Origin of the sequence: Flavobacterium sp. MDT1-60 (assembly GCF_014844035.1) — a bacterium.
Classification (GTDB): domain Bacteria; phylum Bacteroidota; class Bacteroidia; order Flavobacteriales; family Flavobacteriaceae; genus Flavobacterium.
In genome coordinates, this window is sequence record NZ_CP062159.1 from 1390095 (window position 1) to 1404355 (window position 14261).

The following is a 14261-nucleotide window of genomic DNA, read 5'->3' on the forward strand; positions in this document are numbered from 1 at the left end:
CTCTTAATAATTTGTTAACTATCCTAATATTAATTTAAACTTTTTTCGGTTACTGCTAAAATTTAACATTATAACATATGTTTATGATAGTGTTATATAATTGTATTTCCTGCACGTTTTGCGTCCCATTTGTAAGGCTAATCTTAAGTAATCCATTTGGTGTTTGAATCAAGGTGCCAATTCCTAATCCTATTAATTTTTTTATTTTGTTTGAGTTGGTTTTGTTTGTTAAGTCTTGGTAAAGACCGTAATCAGTTATAGTGTTAACATAAATGTTTTTTGAAAATTTATATCTGTACTCTGTAAGAATTAAAGAATTAAAGTTAGATTGTAAGCTGTTTTCTAAAAAGCCTCGTATTGAATTGATTCCTCCAAAACGAAATAATTCATTAGAAATGTAATTTTTACTGTTAAGATAAAAATTTTGTGAATTTATGTTAATGAAATTCTTTTCATTTAACTCAAAATTATAGGACACATTTAAGTTGGTGTAAAATTGTTGACTGCTTCCTGCTGTTGCGGGGTCGTTGTTGGTGTCTCTTTTTCCGTATCCAATTATCCAGTTTATATTTGCTTTTTTTGGAATAAGATTGTTTAAATGATCTGTTTTTTTTAATTCATAACTTGATGTGATATAGGAGTTTTTGAAGTCACTAATTGTTGAGTTGTTTGTGTTTTGAATATCACTGGATTCTGTTGCTTGATATCCAAGATAAATTTTTGAATTGTAATTGATATAATAACCCAGATCAAATGCGGTTTTTGTGTTTTGAAAAGTGCTGTCTTGTTTGAAGATGTTCAATTGGGCTTTCAAGCCTAATGAAGACTTAAAGATATATGGAATTTCTAGTTTGGTATTAAAAGTTTTTTGTTGATTACCGTCGCTTTTCCAGTATAATGAAAATTGTTCACCTGCATGAAGAGTGTTTGATAGTGATATGTCAAGGTATCCGTTTAGATTTGCTTTTTTTTCTTTGTCGTTTGAAAAACCTATATATCCATCAAAAGTATTTGCTTTTCTTTTTTCGAGGTAGATGTAAATTTTAGTCGAATCGTTTGTGAATAATATTTCAGGATATTTTGTTTGACTTACAAATTCATAACTATTGATTTCGTTGTAAAGTTGTTTGGTGATTTCCTGATTGAAAGTTTTTTGTAGATATTTTTTATTAAGTTGTTTTAGATGTCCTTTTGGGAATTGAGCCTTCTCGTTGTTATTTGTGTAATTCAGAATAATCGAATTTACTTGCCTTTTTTTTTCGGATTTAAAATTAAGGCTTGCGAAAATTACCAAATTCTCTCTTCGTATATTTTCAAGTTTTATTTTGCTTAAGGCGAAACCTTGTTTTTCAGCTTCAATTATCTTTTGATTTAGATAGTTTTCTGTTTCTTCATAAGGTAAAATCAAGGTGTCGTTATTTGTTTCTGATGAATTAAAAAAAAGATTATTTCTACCTATATATATATGTATCTTTTTTGTTCTTGTTTTTAGTGATATAATACTGAGGTATGAACTGTCGTTTACCTTGTTTGTTTCTAGTATTTTGTTGTCTAAATACCCTTTTTTTGACAGCTTGTTGGAAGTGTTGTTTATCTCGTCATATAAAGATTTTAAATTTAGATGGTTTGGCGAATAATTTAATGAATCAATAATTTGATCTTCCTTGTTGTTTGTTCCCTTTATTTTTAAATAAAAATTTTGGGCATAACAACTAAGACATGAGGTTAAAAAAAATATGTATAATAACTGTTTCAAATGCAATTGTTTCATTTATTAAAAAGTATTGCAAATATCAATTGTTTGTTTGTAAAAACATAGTCTTAAATAATGTTATTGAAAATTAATGGATTAACGTTTGTATAGTGAAAAATATTTTATACATTTGCAACCCCGTAAAAAGCGGGAATTTAATATACATAATAAATTTTTAGTATTAATTATGCCAACAATTCAACAATTAGTAAGAACAGGAAGAACTCAGATAACTAAGAAGAGTAAATCGGTTGCTTTAGATTCTTGTCCTCAAAGAAGAGGGGTTTGTACGCGTGTTTACACTACTACACCAAAAAAAACCAAACTCTGCAATGCGTAAAGTTGCGCGTGTACGTTTGACAAATGGTAATGAGGTGAATGCTTACATCCCTGGAGAAGGACACAATTTACAAGAGCACTCGATAGTATTAGTTAGAGGTGGAAGGGTAAAAGATTTACCAGGTGTTAGATATCATATCGTTCGTGGAGCGCTTGACACGTCAGGAGTTGCAGGAAGAACGCAAAGAAGATCTAAGTACGGTGCTAAACGCCCAAAAGAAGCAAAAAAGTAATTTAAAACGTTAAGAGTTGGAGGTTAGGAGTTAAGCGTTGGGGATTGAAATTTAAATTGAAATCTGTAACAAATAACATTTAACGGATAACCTATAACTTTTTATTAAAAAAAAGACATGAGAAAAAGAGCGGCAAAGAAAAGACCACTTTTACCAGATCCTAGGTTTAACGACCAATTGGTAACACGTTTTGTGAACAACTTAATGTGGGATGGTAAGAAATCTACAGCTTTCAAAGTATTTTATGATGCAATTGACATCATTGAGTCTAAGAAGCAGGATTCAGAGAAATCTTCATTAGAAATTTGGAAAGATGCTTTAACAAACGTTATGCCTCACGTAGAAGTACGTAGTCGTAGAGTTGGTGGAGCTACATTTCAAATTCCAATGCAAATTAGACCAGACAGAAAAATTTCTATGGCAATGAAGTGGTTAATACTTTATTCTAGAAGAAGAAATGAAAAATCTATGGCACAGCGTTTAGCGTCAGAATGTTTAGCAGCTGCTAAAGAAGAAGGTGCTGCGGTTAAGAAAAGAATGGATACTCACAAGATGGCAGAAGCTAATAAAGCTTTCTCTCACTTTAGATTTTAATTCGTAAGAAATGGCTAGAGATTTAAAATATACAAGAAATATCGGAATTGCTGCTCATATTGATGCTGGTAAAACAACAACAACGGAGCGTATTCTTTTTTATACTGGAAAGTCACACAAAATTGGTGAAGTGCACGATGGTGCTGCAACAATGGACTGGATGGCTCAAGAGCAAGAAAGAGGTATTACAATTACTTCAGCTGCAACAACTTGTGAGTGGAATTTTCCAACTGAACAAGGTAAAATTTTGCCTGAATCTTTGCCTTACCACTTTAATATTATTGATACTCCTGGGCACGTTGACTTTACTGTAGAGGTAAATCGTTCTCTACGTGTACTTGATGGTTTGGTTTTCTTATTTAGTGCTGTTGATGGTGTTGAGCCTCAGTCAGAAACTAACTGGAGACTTGCTGATCAATACAGAGTTCCGCGTATGGGATTCGTAAACAAAATGGACCGTCAAGGATCTAACTTTTTGGCTGTTTGTCAACAAGTTCGTGATATGTTAAAGTCAAATGCTGTTGCGATCACTTTGCCAATTGGTGAAGAGAATGATTTCAAAGGTGTTGTAGATTTAGTAAAAAACCAAGCTATCATCTGGCATGATGCTACTCAAGGGGCGACTTTTGATATTGTGCCAATTCCTGAGGATATGTTAGCTGAAGTTAAAGAATACAGATCTATTCTTATTGAAGCAGTTGCTGATTACGATGAAAATCTTTTGGAGAAATTCATGGAAGATGAAAACTCTATCACGGAAGAAGAAATCAACAAAGCTTTAAGAGCTGCAACTATGGATATGGCTATCATTCCAATGATCGCTGGTTCTTCTTTCAAAAACAAAGGAGTTCAATTCATGTTAGATGCAGTTTGTAAATATTTACCTTCTCCGATGGATAAGGAAGGTATCGAAGGAATTCATCCTGATGATGCTGAATTATTAGAAGAAGATCAAACTAAAATCTTACGTAAACCAGACGTAAAAGAGCCGTTCGCTGCTTTAGCATTTAAAATTGCTACTGACCCATTCGTAGGTCGTTTAGCTTTCTTCCGTGCTTACTCTGGACGTTTAGATGCTGGTTCTTATGTATTGAACACTCGTTCAGGAAATAAAGAAAGAATTTCCCGTATCTACCAAATGCATGCAAACAAACAAAATCCAATCGAATATATTGAGGCTGGAGATATTGGAGCTGCTGTTGGATTTAAAGATATCAAAACTGGAGATACATTGTGTGATGAGAAACACCCAATTATTCTTGAGTCTATGAAATTCCCTGCACCGGTAATTGGTATTGCGATTGAGCCTAAAACTAAAGCTGACGTTGATAAAATGGGTATGGCTTTGGCTAAATTAGCTGAAGAAGATCCAACATTTACTGTTAGAACAGATGAGGCTTCGGGGCAAACGATTATTTCGGGTATGGGTGAGCTTCACTTAGATATCTTGGTAGATCGTATGAAACGTGAATTTAAAGTTGAAGTAAACCAAGGTGAGCCTCAAGTTGAATATAAAGAAGCGTTTACAAGAACTGCAACACACAGAGAAACTTACAAGAAACAATCTGGAGGTCGTGGTAAATTCGGTGATATCGTATTTACACTTGAGCCTGCTGACGAAGTTGATGGTAAAGTTCCTGTTGGATTACAGTTTATTAATGCGGTAAAAGGTGGTAACGTTCCTAAAGAATATATTCCATCTGTAGAAAAAGGTTTCCGTGAAGCTATGAAAACTGGTCCTTTGGCTGGTTATCAAGTGGATAGTTTGAAAGTAACTTTGACAGACGGATCTTTCCACCCTGTCGATTCTGATGCACTTTCTTTTGAATTAGCAGCTAGAATGGGTTATAGAGAAGTGGCTAAGGCTGCTGGAGCTATTATTCTTGAGCCTATCATGAAAATGGAAGTTATTACTCCTGAAGAAAACATGGGAGATATCGTGGGTGATATCAACCGTCGTAGAGGTCAGGTAAATGACATGGGTGACAGAAATGGTGCTAAAACTATTAAAGCTGATGTGCCTTTATCGGAGATGTTTGGATATGTAACAACATTAAGAACATTGTCTTCTGGTAGAGCTACTTCAACAATGGAGTTTTCACATTATGCAGAAACACCTTCTAATATTTCAGAAGCTGTAATTAAAAAAGCAAAAGGTAACGCTTAATTCTTAAGAAAATGAGTCAAAAAATCAGAATAAAACTAAAATCTTACGATCACATGTTGGTAGATAAATCTGCTGAAAAGATCGTAAAAAACAGTAAAAACTACTGGAGCAGTTGTAACAGGTCCAATTCCGTTGCCAACTCACAAAAAACTTTTCACTGTGTTGCGTTCTCCGCACGTTAACAAAAAAGCGAGAGAGCAATTTGAAGTAATGTCATACAAGAGATTGATTGATATTTATTCATCTTCATCTAAAACTATTGATGCATTAATGAAGCTTGAATTGCCAAGTGGAGTTGAAGTAGAGATAAAAGTATAATTTTTTTTATTATATTTTATATAGAAAGCGAGGCAGTAATGTCTCGCTTTTTTTTATTGTCATAAATTCTGTTTTGTTGTTTTTGACTAACTGTTTTTAATGATGATATTTTTCTTTTTTTTGTTGAAATGCCTTTTGTTTAGCTTGTTGTCGATGGTTTTTAAAGATTGGATTATGTAATTGTTAAGAAAAGTATTTTTGTAGATTATGATTAATTGGTTGAATTTTTTCAATAAATAAAATATTATTGAAGAAAGCTTTTGAGCTTGAATTTTGATAATGAGCGATTTAATTTTTATAACTGTTTGGTATATTCAATTTTAATATCTACTTTTGCACTCCCTGTTTGGAAATTTCTGTTATTTTCAAATTGAAGGGAATTTTAGTAATTAATAATTAATATTTATGTCTGGGTTAATTGGTAAAAAAATCGGCATGACTAGCATTTTTGATGAAAACGGGAAAAATATTCCTTGTACAGTAATCGAAGCTGGGCCGTGTGTTGTTACCCAAGTCAGAACCAAAGGTGTTGACGGGTACGAAGCGTTGCAACTTGGTTTCGATGACAAAAACGAGAAACATTCCACTAAAGCGGCTTTAGGTCACTTTAAAAAAGCTGGAACTGTTGCTAAGAAAAAAGTCGTTGAATTTCAAGATTTTGCAACTGAACAAAAATTAGGAGATCTTATTGATGTTTCTATTTTTGCTGAAGGAGAATTTGTAGATGTACAAGGTGTATCTAAAGGTAAAGGTTTTCAAGGGGTTGTTAAACGTCACGGATTTGGTGGTGTTGGACAAGCAACTCACGGTCAACACAACCGTTTAAGAGCGCCAGGTTCTGTGGGAGCTTCTTCTTATCCATCTAGAGTATTCAAAGGAATGCGTATGGCTGGAAGAATGGGAGGAGACAATGTAAAAGTTCAAAACCTTAGAGTTTTAAAAGTAGTGGCTGAAAAGAACCTGCTTGTTATTAAAGGATGCGTTCCTGGACATAAAAACTCTTATGTAATCATTCAGAAGTAATGGAAGTAAAAGTATTAGATTTCAACGGAAAAGATACTGGAAGAAAAGTTCAACTTTCTGATTCAGTATTCGCAATTGAACCAAACAATCACGCTGTATACCTTGATGTAAAGCAATATCTTGCTAATCAAAGACAAGGAACTCACAAAGCAAAAGAAAGAGCTGAAGTGACAGGAAGTACACGTAAGATTAAAAAACAAAAAGGAACAGGTACAGCTCGTGCGGGAAGTATTAAAAATCCATTGTTTAAGGGTGGTGGAACAGTTTTCGGACCAAGACCAAGAAGTTATTCATTTAAATTGAATAAAAGCTTGAAAAGATTGGCTAGAAAATCAGCTTTCTCAATCAAAGCAAAAGAGTCGAATATCATCGTTCTTGAAGACTTTAATTTTGAAGCGCCAAACACTAAAAATTTCATTAACGTTTTGAAAGCTTTAGGGTTAGAAAATAAAAAATCTCTATTTGTGTTGGGAGAGTCAAATAAAAATGTATATTTGTCGTCACGCAATTTAAAGGCTTCTAATGTCGTAACTAGCTCAGAATTAAGCACTTACGCTATTTTAAACACTAATAATTTAGTGCTTTTAGAAGGTTCTTTGGAGTTAATCGAAGAAAATTTAAGCAAATAATAGGAATATGAGTATCATAATTAGACCTATAGTAACAGAAAAAGTAACCAAAGAAAGTGAAGTTTTAAACCGCTTCGGATTCGTTGTTGACAAAAAAGCAAACAAAGTTCAGATTAAGAAAGCTATTGAAGCTGCTTATGGAGTAACTATCGTTTCAGTTAACACGATGAACGTAAGACCGGATAGAACTACAAAATACACTAAAAGTGGTTTGATCAGTGGAAAGACAAATGCAATTAAAAAAGCGATTGTTCAAGTACAAGAAGGAGAAACAATTGATTTTTACAACAATATCTAAGATAGAAAAATGTCAGTAAGAAAATTAAAACCTATTACCCCAGGTCAGCGATTTAGAGTTGTGAATGGTTATGACGCCATTACAACTGATAAGCCGGAACGCTCTTTGATAGCGCCGATAAAAAACTCTGGAGGTAGAAATAGTCAAGGAAAGATGACCATGCGTTATACGGGTGGTGGTCACAAGCAGAGATATCGTATTATTGATTTCAAACGTACAAAAGAAGGAATTCCAGCTACAGTGAAATCAATCGAATATGATCCAAATCGTACTGCGTTTATCGCTTTATTAGCTTATGCTGATGGAGAGAAAACTTATGTTATTGCTCAAAACGGATTGAAAGTTGGTCAGAAATTAGTTTCTGGTCCAGAATCTCAACCAGAAATTGGTAATACATTGCCTTTAAGTAGAATTCCTTTAGGAACTGTAATCTCTTGTATTGAGTTACGTCCAGGTCAAGGTGCGGTAATCGCTCGTTCGGCTGGTACATTTGCTCAGTTAATGGCAAGAGATGGAAAATATGCTACAATTAAAATGCCATCTGGTGAAACAAGATTGATCTTGTTAACTTGTTCGGCTACTATTGGAGCTGTTTCTAATTCAGACCACCAATTAGTTGTATCAGGAAAAGCTGGTAGAACAAGATGGTTAGGAAGAAGACCTAGAACAAGACCTGTTGCAATGAACCCTGTTGATCACCCAATGGGTGGTGGAGAAGGACGTTCTTCTGGTGGACATCCACGTTCAAGAAATGGAATACCAGCAAAAGGTTATAGAACTCGTTCTAAGAAAAACCCGAGTAACAAGTATATCGTAGAACGTAGAAAGAAATAATAAGATATGGCACGTTCATTAAAAAAAGGACCTTTCGTTCATTATAAGTTAGACAAGAAAGTTCAGGAAAACATTGAAAATGGTAATAAAGGAGTGGTTAAGACTTGGTCTAGAGCTTCTATGATTACTCCGGACTTTGTTGGACAAACTATCGCAGTTCATAACGGTCGTCAATTTGTACCAGTTTACGTAACAGAAAACATGGTAGGTCACAAATTAGGAGAATTTTCACCAACTAGATCTTTTAGAGGTCATGCTGGAGCAAAAAATAAAGGTAAAAAATAAGAAGCAATGGGAGTTCGTAAAAGAGAAACAGCAGATGCGAGAAAAGAGGCTAATAAGTCTATTGCTTTCGCAAAATTGAATAACTGCCCTACTTCACCTAGAAAAATGCGCTTAGTAGCGGACTTGGTAAGAGGTCAGAAGGTAGAAAGAGCACTTAACATCTTAAGATTCAGTTCTAAAGAAGCTTCAAGAAAATTAGAGAAACTATTATTATCTGCAATCAACAACTGGGAGCAAAAAAATAGTGAAGGTAATTTGGAAGAAGCTGGGTTATTTGTTAAAGAGATCAGAGTAGATGGTGGAATGATGTTGAAAAGACTTCGTCCAGCTCCACAAGGTCGTGCACACAGAATAAGAAAACGTTCTAATCACGTTACAATCGTGCTTGGAGCTATCAATAACACACAAAGCAATTCTTAAGCAGCATGGGACAAAAGACAAATCCAATTGGAAATAGACTTGGTATCATCAGAGGGTGGGACTCAAACTGGTATGGTGGAAATGATTACGGTGATAAACTTGCCGAAGATCACAAAATCAGAAAGTATATCCACGCTCGTTTATCAAAAGCTAGTGTATCAAAAGTAATCATCGAGAGAACTTTGAAACTTGTAACCGTTACTATCACTACTGCCAGACCTGGTATAATTATCGGAAAAGGTGGACAAGAGGTAGACAAGTTAAAAGAAGAACTTAAGAAAGTTACTGACAAAGAGGTTCAAATCAACATCTTTGAAATCAAAAGACCTGAATTAGATGCTTATCTTGTGGCGACAAGCATCGCTCGTCAAATCGAAAGCCGTATTTCTTACAGACGTGCAATCAAAATGGCTATTGCTGCTTCTATGCGTATGAACGCTGAAGGTATCAAAGTTTTGATTTCTGGTCGTTTGAATGGTGCTGAGATGGCACGTTCAGAAGGTTTCAAAGAAGGTAGAATTCCTCTATCAACTTTCAGAGCTGACATTGATTATGCTTTGGCTGAAGCTCATACTACTTATGGTAGAATGGGTATCAAAGTATGGATCATGAAAGGTGAAGTTTATGGAAAGAGAGATCTTTCTCCGCTTGCAGGAATGGATAAAAAACAATCTGGAACTGGTGGTGGTAAAGGTGGAGATTCTCCGAGAGGAGACAGAAAACCTTTTAATAAAGGTGGTAAACCAGACGCTCGTAAAAGAAAGTAAATTTTTAAACTAAAGAAAAATGTTACAGCCTAAAAGAACAAAATACCGTAAGGTACAAAAGGGTAAAATGAAAGGTAACTCTCAAAGAGGGCATGAACTTTCTAATGGAATGTTTGGTATTAAATCTGTACATGAAGATGGAATGTTCTTAACCTCTCGTCAAATTGAAGCTGCGCGTATCGCTGCAACTCGTTTCATGAAGAGAGAAGGACAATTATGGATCAAAATATTTCCAGACAAACCAATTACTAAGAAGCCTCTTGAGGTACGTATGGGTAAAGGTAAAGGTGCCGTTGAATATTGGGCTGCCGTTGTTAAACCCGGAAGAATTATGTTTGAAGTTGGAGGAGTTCCTTTATCAGTTGCAAAAGAGGCTTTACGTCTTGCAGCTCAAAAGCTTCCAGTAAAAACTAAGTTCGTCGTTGCTAGAGATTTCGAAGCATAATTTATATTATATTATGAAACAATCAGAAATAAAAGATCTTTCTGCAGCGGAGTTGCAAGAAAAACTTAGTCAAACTAAGAAGATATATGCTGACCTAAAAATGGCCCACGCTATTTCTCCAATTGAGAATCCACTTCAAATTAGAAGTGTAAGAAGAACAGTTGCAAGATTGGCTACAGAGCTAACTAAAAGAGAGTTACAATAATTGTATTCTGCTGAAAGATGGAAGAAAAAAGAAATTTAAGAAAAGAAAGAATAGGTGTTGTTACTTCAAATAAAATGGATAAATCTATTGTTATTGCTGAAGTAAGAAAAGTAAAACACCCATTATACGGTAAGTTCGTGTTGAAAACAAAGAAATACGTTGCACACGACGAAACAAACGACTGTAACATTGGAGATACTGTAAGAATTAGCGAAACGCGTCCTTTAAGTAAAACAAAATGTTGGAGATTAGTTGAAATCTTAGAAAGAGCTAAATAATTATGGTACAACAGGAATCAAGACTAAAAGTAGCAGATAACACGGGAGCAAAAGAAGTTTTAACTATCCGTGTTTTAGGAGGTACCAAAAGAAGGTATGCCTCTGTTGGTGACAAGATTGTAGTATCTATTAAAGATGCAACTCCTAACGGTAACGTTAAAAAAGGAGCTGTTTCAACTGCAGTTGTTGTACGTACCAAAAAAGAAGTGAGAAGAGCTGATGGTTCTTATATCCGTTTCGATGACAATGCATGTGTTCTTTTGAATGCTGCAGGAGAAATGAGAGGAACTCGTGTTTTTGGTCCGGTAGCAAGAGAACTTCGTGAAAAACAATTCATGAAAATTGTATCATTAGCACCAGAAGTGCTTTAATTCGTTTTAAGATGATAAAGCTAAAAATAAAATCAGGAGATATCGTAAGAGTTATTGCTGGAGACCATAAAGGTGCTGAAGGTAAAGTTTTACGTGTTTACCGTGAGAAAAATAAAGCGATAGTTGAAGGTGTAAACATGGTTTCGAAACATACAAAACCAAGTGCTAAAAACCCTCAAGGTGGTATCGTTAAGAAAGAAGCTTCTATACAAATATCTAACATTTCACTAATTGATCCTAAAACTAAGGAAGCAACTAGAGTTGGTATTAGAGTAGAAGGAGATAAGAAAGTAAGATTTTCAAAAAAATCTAATCAAGTACTATAGTAATGGCATATACACCTAGACTAAAAGAAGAATATAAGAGTAGAGTAATCTCTGCTCTTAAAGAGGAATTCGGATATACAAACGTGATGCAAGTTCCAAAACTTGAGAAAATCGTTTTGAGCCGTGGAGTTGGTGCAGCTGTATCTGATAAAAAACTTATTGACTATGCAGTTGATGAGTTAACAAAGATCACTGGACAAAAAGCAGTATCTACAATTTCAAAGAAAGACGTTGCGTCTTTTAAATTGAGAAAAGGGATGCCTATTGGAGCAAAAGTTACTTTACGTGGAGAAAGAATGTATGAGTTTTTAGATAGACTTGTTACTTCTGCTTTACCACGCGTTAGAGATTTTAGTGGTATTAAAGCTACTGGTTTCGACGGAAGAGGTAATTACAACCTTGGAGTTTTGGAGCAAATCATTTTTCCGGAAATTGATATTGACAAAGTAAACAAAATTTCAGGAATGGATATTACATTTGTTACTACTGCAAAAACAGACAAGGAAGCAAAGTCATTATTGGCTGAATTAGGATTACCTTTTAAAAAGAATTAAGACATGGCTAAAGAATCAATGAAAGCCCGCGAGGTTAAGAGAGAAAAAACGGTAGCAAAGTATGCTGAGAAAAGAAAAGCTTTGAAAGAGGCTGGAGATTTTGAAGGTTTACAAAAATTACCTAAAAATGCTTCACCAGTTCGTTTGCACAATCGTTGTAAATTAACAGGTAGACCAAGAGGGTATATCCGTCAATTCGGTATTTCACGTGTAACTTTCCGTGAAATGGCTAATAATGGATTAATTCCTGGAGTTAAAAAGGCATCTTGGTAATCTCGCAATAAGTTACTACTTTTGCAAACCAAAAAATAATTTTAATTGATTAAAGGTTCGGGAGGCGGGTGCCTCCCGAAAACCATAGTCGCAATCAAATACATATGTATACAGATCCTATTGCAGATTATTTGACTAGAGTTCGTAACGCTGTGGCTGCAAACCACAAAGTTGTTGAAATTCCAGCTTCTAATCTAAAAAAAGAAATAACTAAGATCTTATTTGATCAAGGTTATATCTTGAGTTACAAATTTGAAGACAACTCTGTTCAGGGTTCAATCAAAATCGCTTTAAAGTATGATAAAGATACAAAAGAGCCTGTAATTAAAGATATCCAAAGAATTAGTAAACCTGGTTTACGTAAATATGCAGGTGCTGCCAAATTACCAAGAATCCTTAATGGATTAGGAATTGCAATTGTTTCAACTTCAAAAGGTCTTATGACTGGAAAGCAAGCGAAACAATTTAATGTAGGTGGTGAAGTAATTTGTTACGTATACTAATTTTAAAGACTAAATAAGATGTCAAGAATAGGTAAAAGCCCAATTGTAATCGCTGCTGGAGTAACTGTAGAAGTTAAGGACGGTATCGTTACGGTAAAAGGAAAAAAAGGTCAACTAACTCAGGAGTTTTCGGACATTACTGTTAAAGTTGAAGGCGATCAAGTTCTATTAGAAAGATCGTCTGATCATAAAGACCAAAGAGCAAAACACGGATTATACAGATCATTAATCAATAATATGATAATTGGTGTATCTGAAGGTTTTACAAAAGAACTTGAATTAGTTGGAGTTGGTTATAGAGCTTCAAACCAAGGTCAAAAGTTAGATTTAGCTCTTGGATATTCTCACAATATTGTTTTAGAAGTTGCTCCAGAAGTAGTTTTAGAAACAATATCTGAAAAAGGTAAAAACCCTATAGTAAAATTAACATCATTTGATAAACAACTTTTAGGTCAGGTTGCTGCGAAAATCAGAGGTTTCCGTAAGCCTGAGCCATACAAAGGAAAAGGTGTTAAATTTGTGGGTGAAGTATTAAGAAGAAAAGCAGGTAAATCAGCTTAAAAAATAAGATTATGTCATTAACAAAATCTGATAGAAGACAGAGAATTAGATTCAGAATTAGAAAATCGATCAGTGGTACTGCTACTAATCCAAGACTATCTGTATTTAGAAGTAACAAAGAAATTTACGCTCAACTTATTGATGATGTAAATGGAGTTACTATATTAGCTGCATCTTCAAGAGAAAAAGAAATAGGAAAAGGTACTAACGTTGAAATCGCTGCTGCTGTTGGAAAATTAGTTGCAGAGAAAGCGTTAAAAGCTGGGATTGATACCATCACTTTTGATAGAGGAGGTTATTTATATCACGGTCGTATTAAATCATTAGCAGAAGGCGCAAGAGCGGCTGGACTTAAATTCTAATATATTATGTCTAAATACAAAAATGTAGAATTGGTAAAACCAAGTGGTCTTGAACTTAAAGATCGTCTGGTAAGTGTTAATCGTGTTACTAAAGTTACAAAAGGGGGTAGAGCTTTCGGTTTTTCTGCTATTGTAGTTGTAGGTGATGAAAACGGAGTAGTTGGTCATGGATTAGGAAAATCTAAAGACGTTTCTGAGGCAATTGCGAAAGCAGTAGAAGATGCTAAGAAAAATTTAGTAAAAATTCCTTTGAATGGACAATCTGTTCCTCACGAACAAAAAGGTAAATTTGGTGGTGCACGTGTATTCTTAATTCCTGCTTCTCATGGTACAGGAGTTATTGCTGGTGGAGCTGTTCGTTCAGTTCTTGAATCAGTAGGTATTCACGATGTATTATCTAAATCTCAAGGATCATCAAATCCTCATAACGTAGTTAAGGCAACTTTTGATGCTTTATTACAAATGAGAAGCGCTTATACTGTTGCAAAACAAAGAGGTGTTTCTTTAGAAAAAGTTTTTAAAGGTTAATTCAAGGAAATTATGGCTAAATTATTAGTAAAACAAGTAAGAAGCAAAATCAACTGTCCTCTTTCTCAAAAGAGAGGTTTGGAAGCTTTGGGTCTACGTAAAATGGGACAAGTTGTAGAGCATGATTCAAACCCTGCTATCCTTGGGATGATAAACAAAGTTAAACACTTAGTTTCTGTCGAAGAAGCTAAATAA

The 14261-nt window shown here is 34.5% G+C and carries 22 protein-coding genes and 2 pseudogenes; 23 read left to right on the forward strand and 1 reads right to left on the reverse strand.

Features of this window, described 5'->3' with window-relative positions; translation table 11 throughout:
• Positions 1–55: 55 nt before the first annotated feature.
• Positions 56–1408 carry a hypothetical protein gene (locus IHE43_RS05695; protein ID WP_225585406.1) on the reverse strand — a complete coding sequence of 451 codons (1353 nt, stop codon included), beginning with the start codon at positions 1406–1408 and terminating at the stop codon, positions 56–58.
• A 532-nt stretch (positions 1409–1940) separates the two neighbouring features.
• On the opposite strand from IHE43_RS05695, the pseudogene rpsL reads away from it, so the two are divergent.
• The 23 genes and pseudogenes from rpsL (at position 1941) to rpmD (ending at position 14261) form a co-directional block, all read left to right on the forward strand.
• Positions 1941–2325 (forward strand): annotated as a pseudogene (rpsL, locus tag IHE43_RS05700) (30S ribosomal protein S12).
• A 117-nt stretch (positions 2326–2442) separates the two neighbouring features.
• On the forward strand, positions 2443–2919 hold the full coding sequence (gene rpsG / locus IHE43_RS05705; RefSeq protein WP_007803600.1) for a 30S ribosomal protein S7: 477 nt from the start codon (positions 2443–2445) through the stop codon (positions 2917–2919).
• 10 nt (positions 2920–2929) lie between these two features.
• Complete coding sequence (gene fusA, locus IHE43_RS05710; RefSeq protein ID WP_133507758.1) at positions 2930–5086, forward strand: elongation factor G; 2157 nt, start codon at positions 2930–2932, stop codon at positions 5084–5086.
• An 11-nt stretch (positions 5087–5097) separates the two neighbouring features.
• A pseudogene (rpsJ, locus tag IHE43_RS05715) lies at positions 5098–5404 on the forward strand (30S ribosomal protein S10).
• A gap of 405 nt (positions 5405–5809) precedes the next feature.
• Positions 5810–6427: a 50S ribosomal protein L3 gene (rplC, locus tag IHE43_RS05720; RefSeq protein WP_007803612.1), complete on the forward strand. Its 618-nt coding sequence runs from the start codon at positions 5810–5812 to the stop codon at positions 6425–6427.
• Positions 6427–7056, forward strand: a complete 630-nt coding sequence (gene rplD / locus IHE43_RS05725; protein WP_029272050.1) for a 50S ribosomal protein L4 — start codon at positions 6427–6429, stop codon at positions 7054–7056. The genes rplC and rplD overlap by 1 nt, the downstream gene beginning before the upstream one ends.
• A gap of 7 nt (positions 7057–7063) precedes the next feature.
• A complete protein-coding gene (gene rplW, locus IHE43_RS05730; RefSeq protein ID WP_007803621.1) occupies positions 7064–7354 on the forward strand; it encodes a 50S ribosomal protein L23 in 291 nt (96 codons plus the stop codon).
• A gap of 9 nt (positions 7355–7363) precedes the next feature.
• Entirely contained in the window at positions 7364–8188 is an 825-nt protein-coding gene (gene rplB, locus IHE43_RS05735; protein WP_059114053.1) for a 50S ribosomal protein L2, read from the forward strand.
• 6 nt (positions 8189–8194) lie between these two features.
• Positions 8195–8473 (forward strand): 30S ribosomal protein S19, encoded by a 279-nt coding sequence (rpsS, locus tag IHE43_RS05740; RefSeq protein ID WP_007803626.1) that lies wholly within the window; start codon positions 8195–8197, stop codon positions 8471–8473.
• Between the two features lie 6 nt (positions 8474–8479).
• Positions 8480–8893 (forward strand): 50S ribosomal protein L22, encoded by a 414-nt coding sequence (gene rplV, locus IHE43_RS05745; RefSeq protein WP_007803631.1) that lies wholly within the window; start codon positions 8480–8482, stop codon positions 8891–8893.
• Positions 8894–8898: 5 nt separating this feature from the next.
• Complete coding sequence (gene rpsC / locus IHE43_RS05750; RefSeq protein WP_007803635.1) at positions 8899–9660, forward strand: 30S ribosomal protein S3; 762 nt, start codon at positions 8899–8901, stop codon at positions 9658–9660.
• A 19-nt stretch (positions 9661–9679) separates the two neighbouring features.
• On the forward strand, positions 9680–10105 hold the full coding sequence (rplP, locus tag IHE43_RS05755) for a 50S ribosomal protein L16 (protein ID WP_007803637.1): 426 nt from the start codon (positions 9680–9682) through the stop codon (positions 10103–10105).
• A 13-nt stretch (positions 10106–10118) separates the two neighbouring features.
• Positions 10119–10310, forward strand: a complete 192-nt coding sequence (gene rpmC / locus IHE43_RS05760; protein WP_007803639.1) for a 50S ribosomal protein L29 — start codon at positions 10119–10121, stop codon at positions 10308–10310.
• 17 nt (positions 10311–10327) lie between these two features.
• Positions 10328–10588, forward strand: coding sequence for a 30S ribosomal protein S17 (gene rpsQ / locus IHE43_RS05765; RefSeq protein ID WP_007803646.1), 261 nt, complete (start codon positions 10328–10330; stop codon positions 10586–10588).
• Between the two features lie 2 nt (positions 10589–10590).
• Entirely contained in the window at positions 10591–10959 is a 369-nt protein-coding gene (gene rplN, locus IHE43_RS05770; RefSeq protein ID WP_007803649.1) for a 50S ribosomal protein L14, read from the forward strand.
• 11 nt (positions 10960–10970) lie between these two features.
• Entirely contained in the window at positions 10971–11285 is a 315-nt protein-coding gene (gene rplX / locus IHE43_RS05775; protein ID WP_192187082.1) for a 50S ribosomal protein L24, read from the forward strand.
• A gap of 2 nt (positions 11286–11287) precedes the next feature.
• Positions 11288–11839 (forward strand): 50S ribosomal protein L5, encoded by a 552-nt coding sequence (gene rplE / locus IHE43_RS05780; protein WP_007803652.1) that lies wholly within the window; start codon positions 11288–11290, stop codon positions 11837–11839.
• A gap of 3 nt (positions 11840–11842) precedes the next feature.
• Positions 11843–12112, forward strand: a complete 270-nt coding sequence (gene rpsN, locus IHE43_RS05785) for a 30S ribosomal protein S14 (protein WP_007803655.1) — start codon at positions 11843–11845, stop codon at positions 12110–12112.
• Positions 12113–12216: 104 nt separating this feature from the next.
• Complete coding sequence (gene rpsH / locus IHE43_RS05790; RefSeq protein WP_192187083.1) at positions 12217–12615, forward strand: 30S ribosomal protein S8; 399 nt, start codon at positions 12217–12219, stop codon at positions 12613–12615.
• Positions 12616–12633: 18 nt separating this feature from the next.
• Positions 12634–13176, forward strand: coding sequence for a 50S ribosomal protein L6 (gene rplF, locus IHE43_RS05795; protein WP_056195281.1), 543 nt, complete (start codon positions 12634–12636; stop codon positions 13174–13176).
• Positions 13177–13187: 11 nt separating this feature from the next.
• Complete coding sequence (gene rplR, locus IHE43_RS05800; RefSeq protein WP_007803661.1) at positions 13188–13538, forward strand: 50S ribosomal protein L18; 351 nt, start codon at positions 13188–13190, stop codon at positions 13536–13538.
• A gap of 3 nt (positions 13539–13541) precedes the next feature.
• Positions 13542–14066 carry a 30S ribosomal protein S5 gene (gene rpsE, locus IHE43_RS05805; RefSeq protein WP_085950271.1) on the forward strand — a complete coding sequence of 175 codons (525 nt, stop codon included), beginning with the start codon at positions 13542–13544 and terminating at the stop codon, positions 14064–14066.
• Positions 14067–14078: 12 nt separating this feature from the next.
• Complete coding sequence (gene rpmD, locus IHE43_RS05810) at positions 14079–14261, forward strand: 50S ribosomal protein L30 (protein WP_017495010.1); 183 nt, start codon at positions 14079–14081, stop codon at positions 14259–14261.

Excerpts from the sequence above, each read along its gene's own strand:
- rplD (WP_029272050.1), top strand. The coding sequence starts at position 6,427 with ATGGAAGTAAAAGTATTAGATTTCAACGGAAAAGATACTGGAAGAAAA.
- rplX (WP_192187082.1), top strand. The coding sequence starts at position 10,971 with ATGATAAAGCTAAAAATAAAATCAGGAGATATCGTAAGAGTTATTGCT.
- rpsN (WP_007803655.1), top strand. The coding sequence starts at position 11,843 with ATGGCTAAAGAATCAATGAAAGCCCGCGAGGTTAAGAGAGAAAAAACG.
- rpmC (WP_007803639.1), top strand. The coding sequence starts at position 10,119 with ATGAAACAATCAGAAATAAAAGATCTTTCTGCAGCGGAGTTGCAAGAA.
- rpmD (WP_017495010.1), top strand. The coding sequence starts at position 14,079 with ATGGCTAAATTATTAGTAAAACAAGTAAGAAGCAAAATCAACTGTCCT.
- rplN (WP_007803649.1), top strand. The coding sequence starts at position 10,591 with ATGGTACAACAGGAATCAAGACTAAAAGTAGCAGATAACACGGGAGCA.
- rplC (WP_007803612.1), top strand. The coding sequence starts at position 5,810 with ATGTCTGGGTTAATTGGTAAAAAAATCGGCATGACTAGCATTTTTGAT.
- rpsC (WP_007803635.1), top strand. The coding sequence starts at position 8,899 with ATGGGACAAAAGACAAATCCAATTGGAAATAGACTTGGTATCATCAGA.
- rplE (WP_007803652.1), top strand. The coding sequence starts at position 11,288 with ATGGCATATACACCTAGACTAAAAGAAGAATATAAGAGTAGAGTAATC.
- rpsH (WP_192187083.1), top strand. The coding sequence starts at position 12,217 with ATGTATACAGATCCTATTGCAGATTATTTGACTAGAGTTCGTAACGCT.
- rplW (WP_007803621.1), top strand. The coding sequence starts at position 7,064 with ATGAGTATCATAATTAGACCTATAGTAACAGAAAAAGTAACCAAAGAA.
- rplF (WP_056195281.1), top strand. The coding sequence starts at position 12,634 with ATGTCAAGAATAGGTAAAAGCCCAATTGTAATCGCTGCTGGAGTAACT.
- rplP (WP_007803637.1), top strand. The coding sequence starts at position 9,680 with ATGTTACAGCCTAAAAGAACAAAATACCGTAAGGTACAAAAGGGTAAA.
- rpsQ (WP_007803646.1), top strand. The coding sequence starts at position 10,328 with ATGGAAGAAAAAAGAAATTTAAGAAAAGAAAGAATAGGTGTTGTTACT.
- rpsS (WP_007803626.1), top strand. The coding sequence starts at position 8,195 with ATGGCACGTTCATTAAAAAAAGGACCTTTCGTTCATTATAAGTTAGAC.
- fusA (WP_133507758.1), top strand. The coding sequence starts at position 2,930 with ATGGCTAGAGATTTAAAATATACAAGAAATATCGGAATTGCTGCTCAT.
- rpsG (WP_007803600.1), top strand. The coding sequence starts at position 2,443 with ATGAGAAAAAGAGCGGCAAAGAAAAGACCACTTTTACCAGATCCTAGG.
- rplR (WP_007803661.1), top strand. The coding sequence starts at position 13,188 with ATGTCATTAACAAAATCTGATAGAAGACAGAGAATTAGATTCAGAATT.
- rplB (WP_059114053.1), top strand. The coding sequence starts at position 7,364 with ATGTCAGTAAGAAAATTAAAACCTATTACCCCAGGTCAGCGATTTAGA.
- rplV (WP_007803631.1), top strand. The coding sequence starts at position 8,480 with ATGGGAGTTCGTAAAAGAGAAACAGCAGATGCGAGAAAAGAGGCTAAT.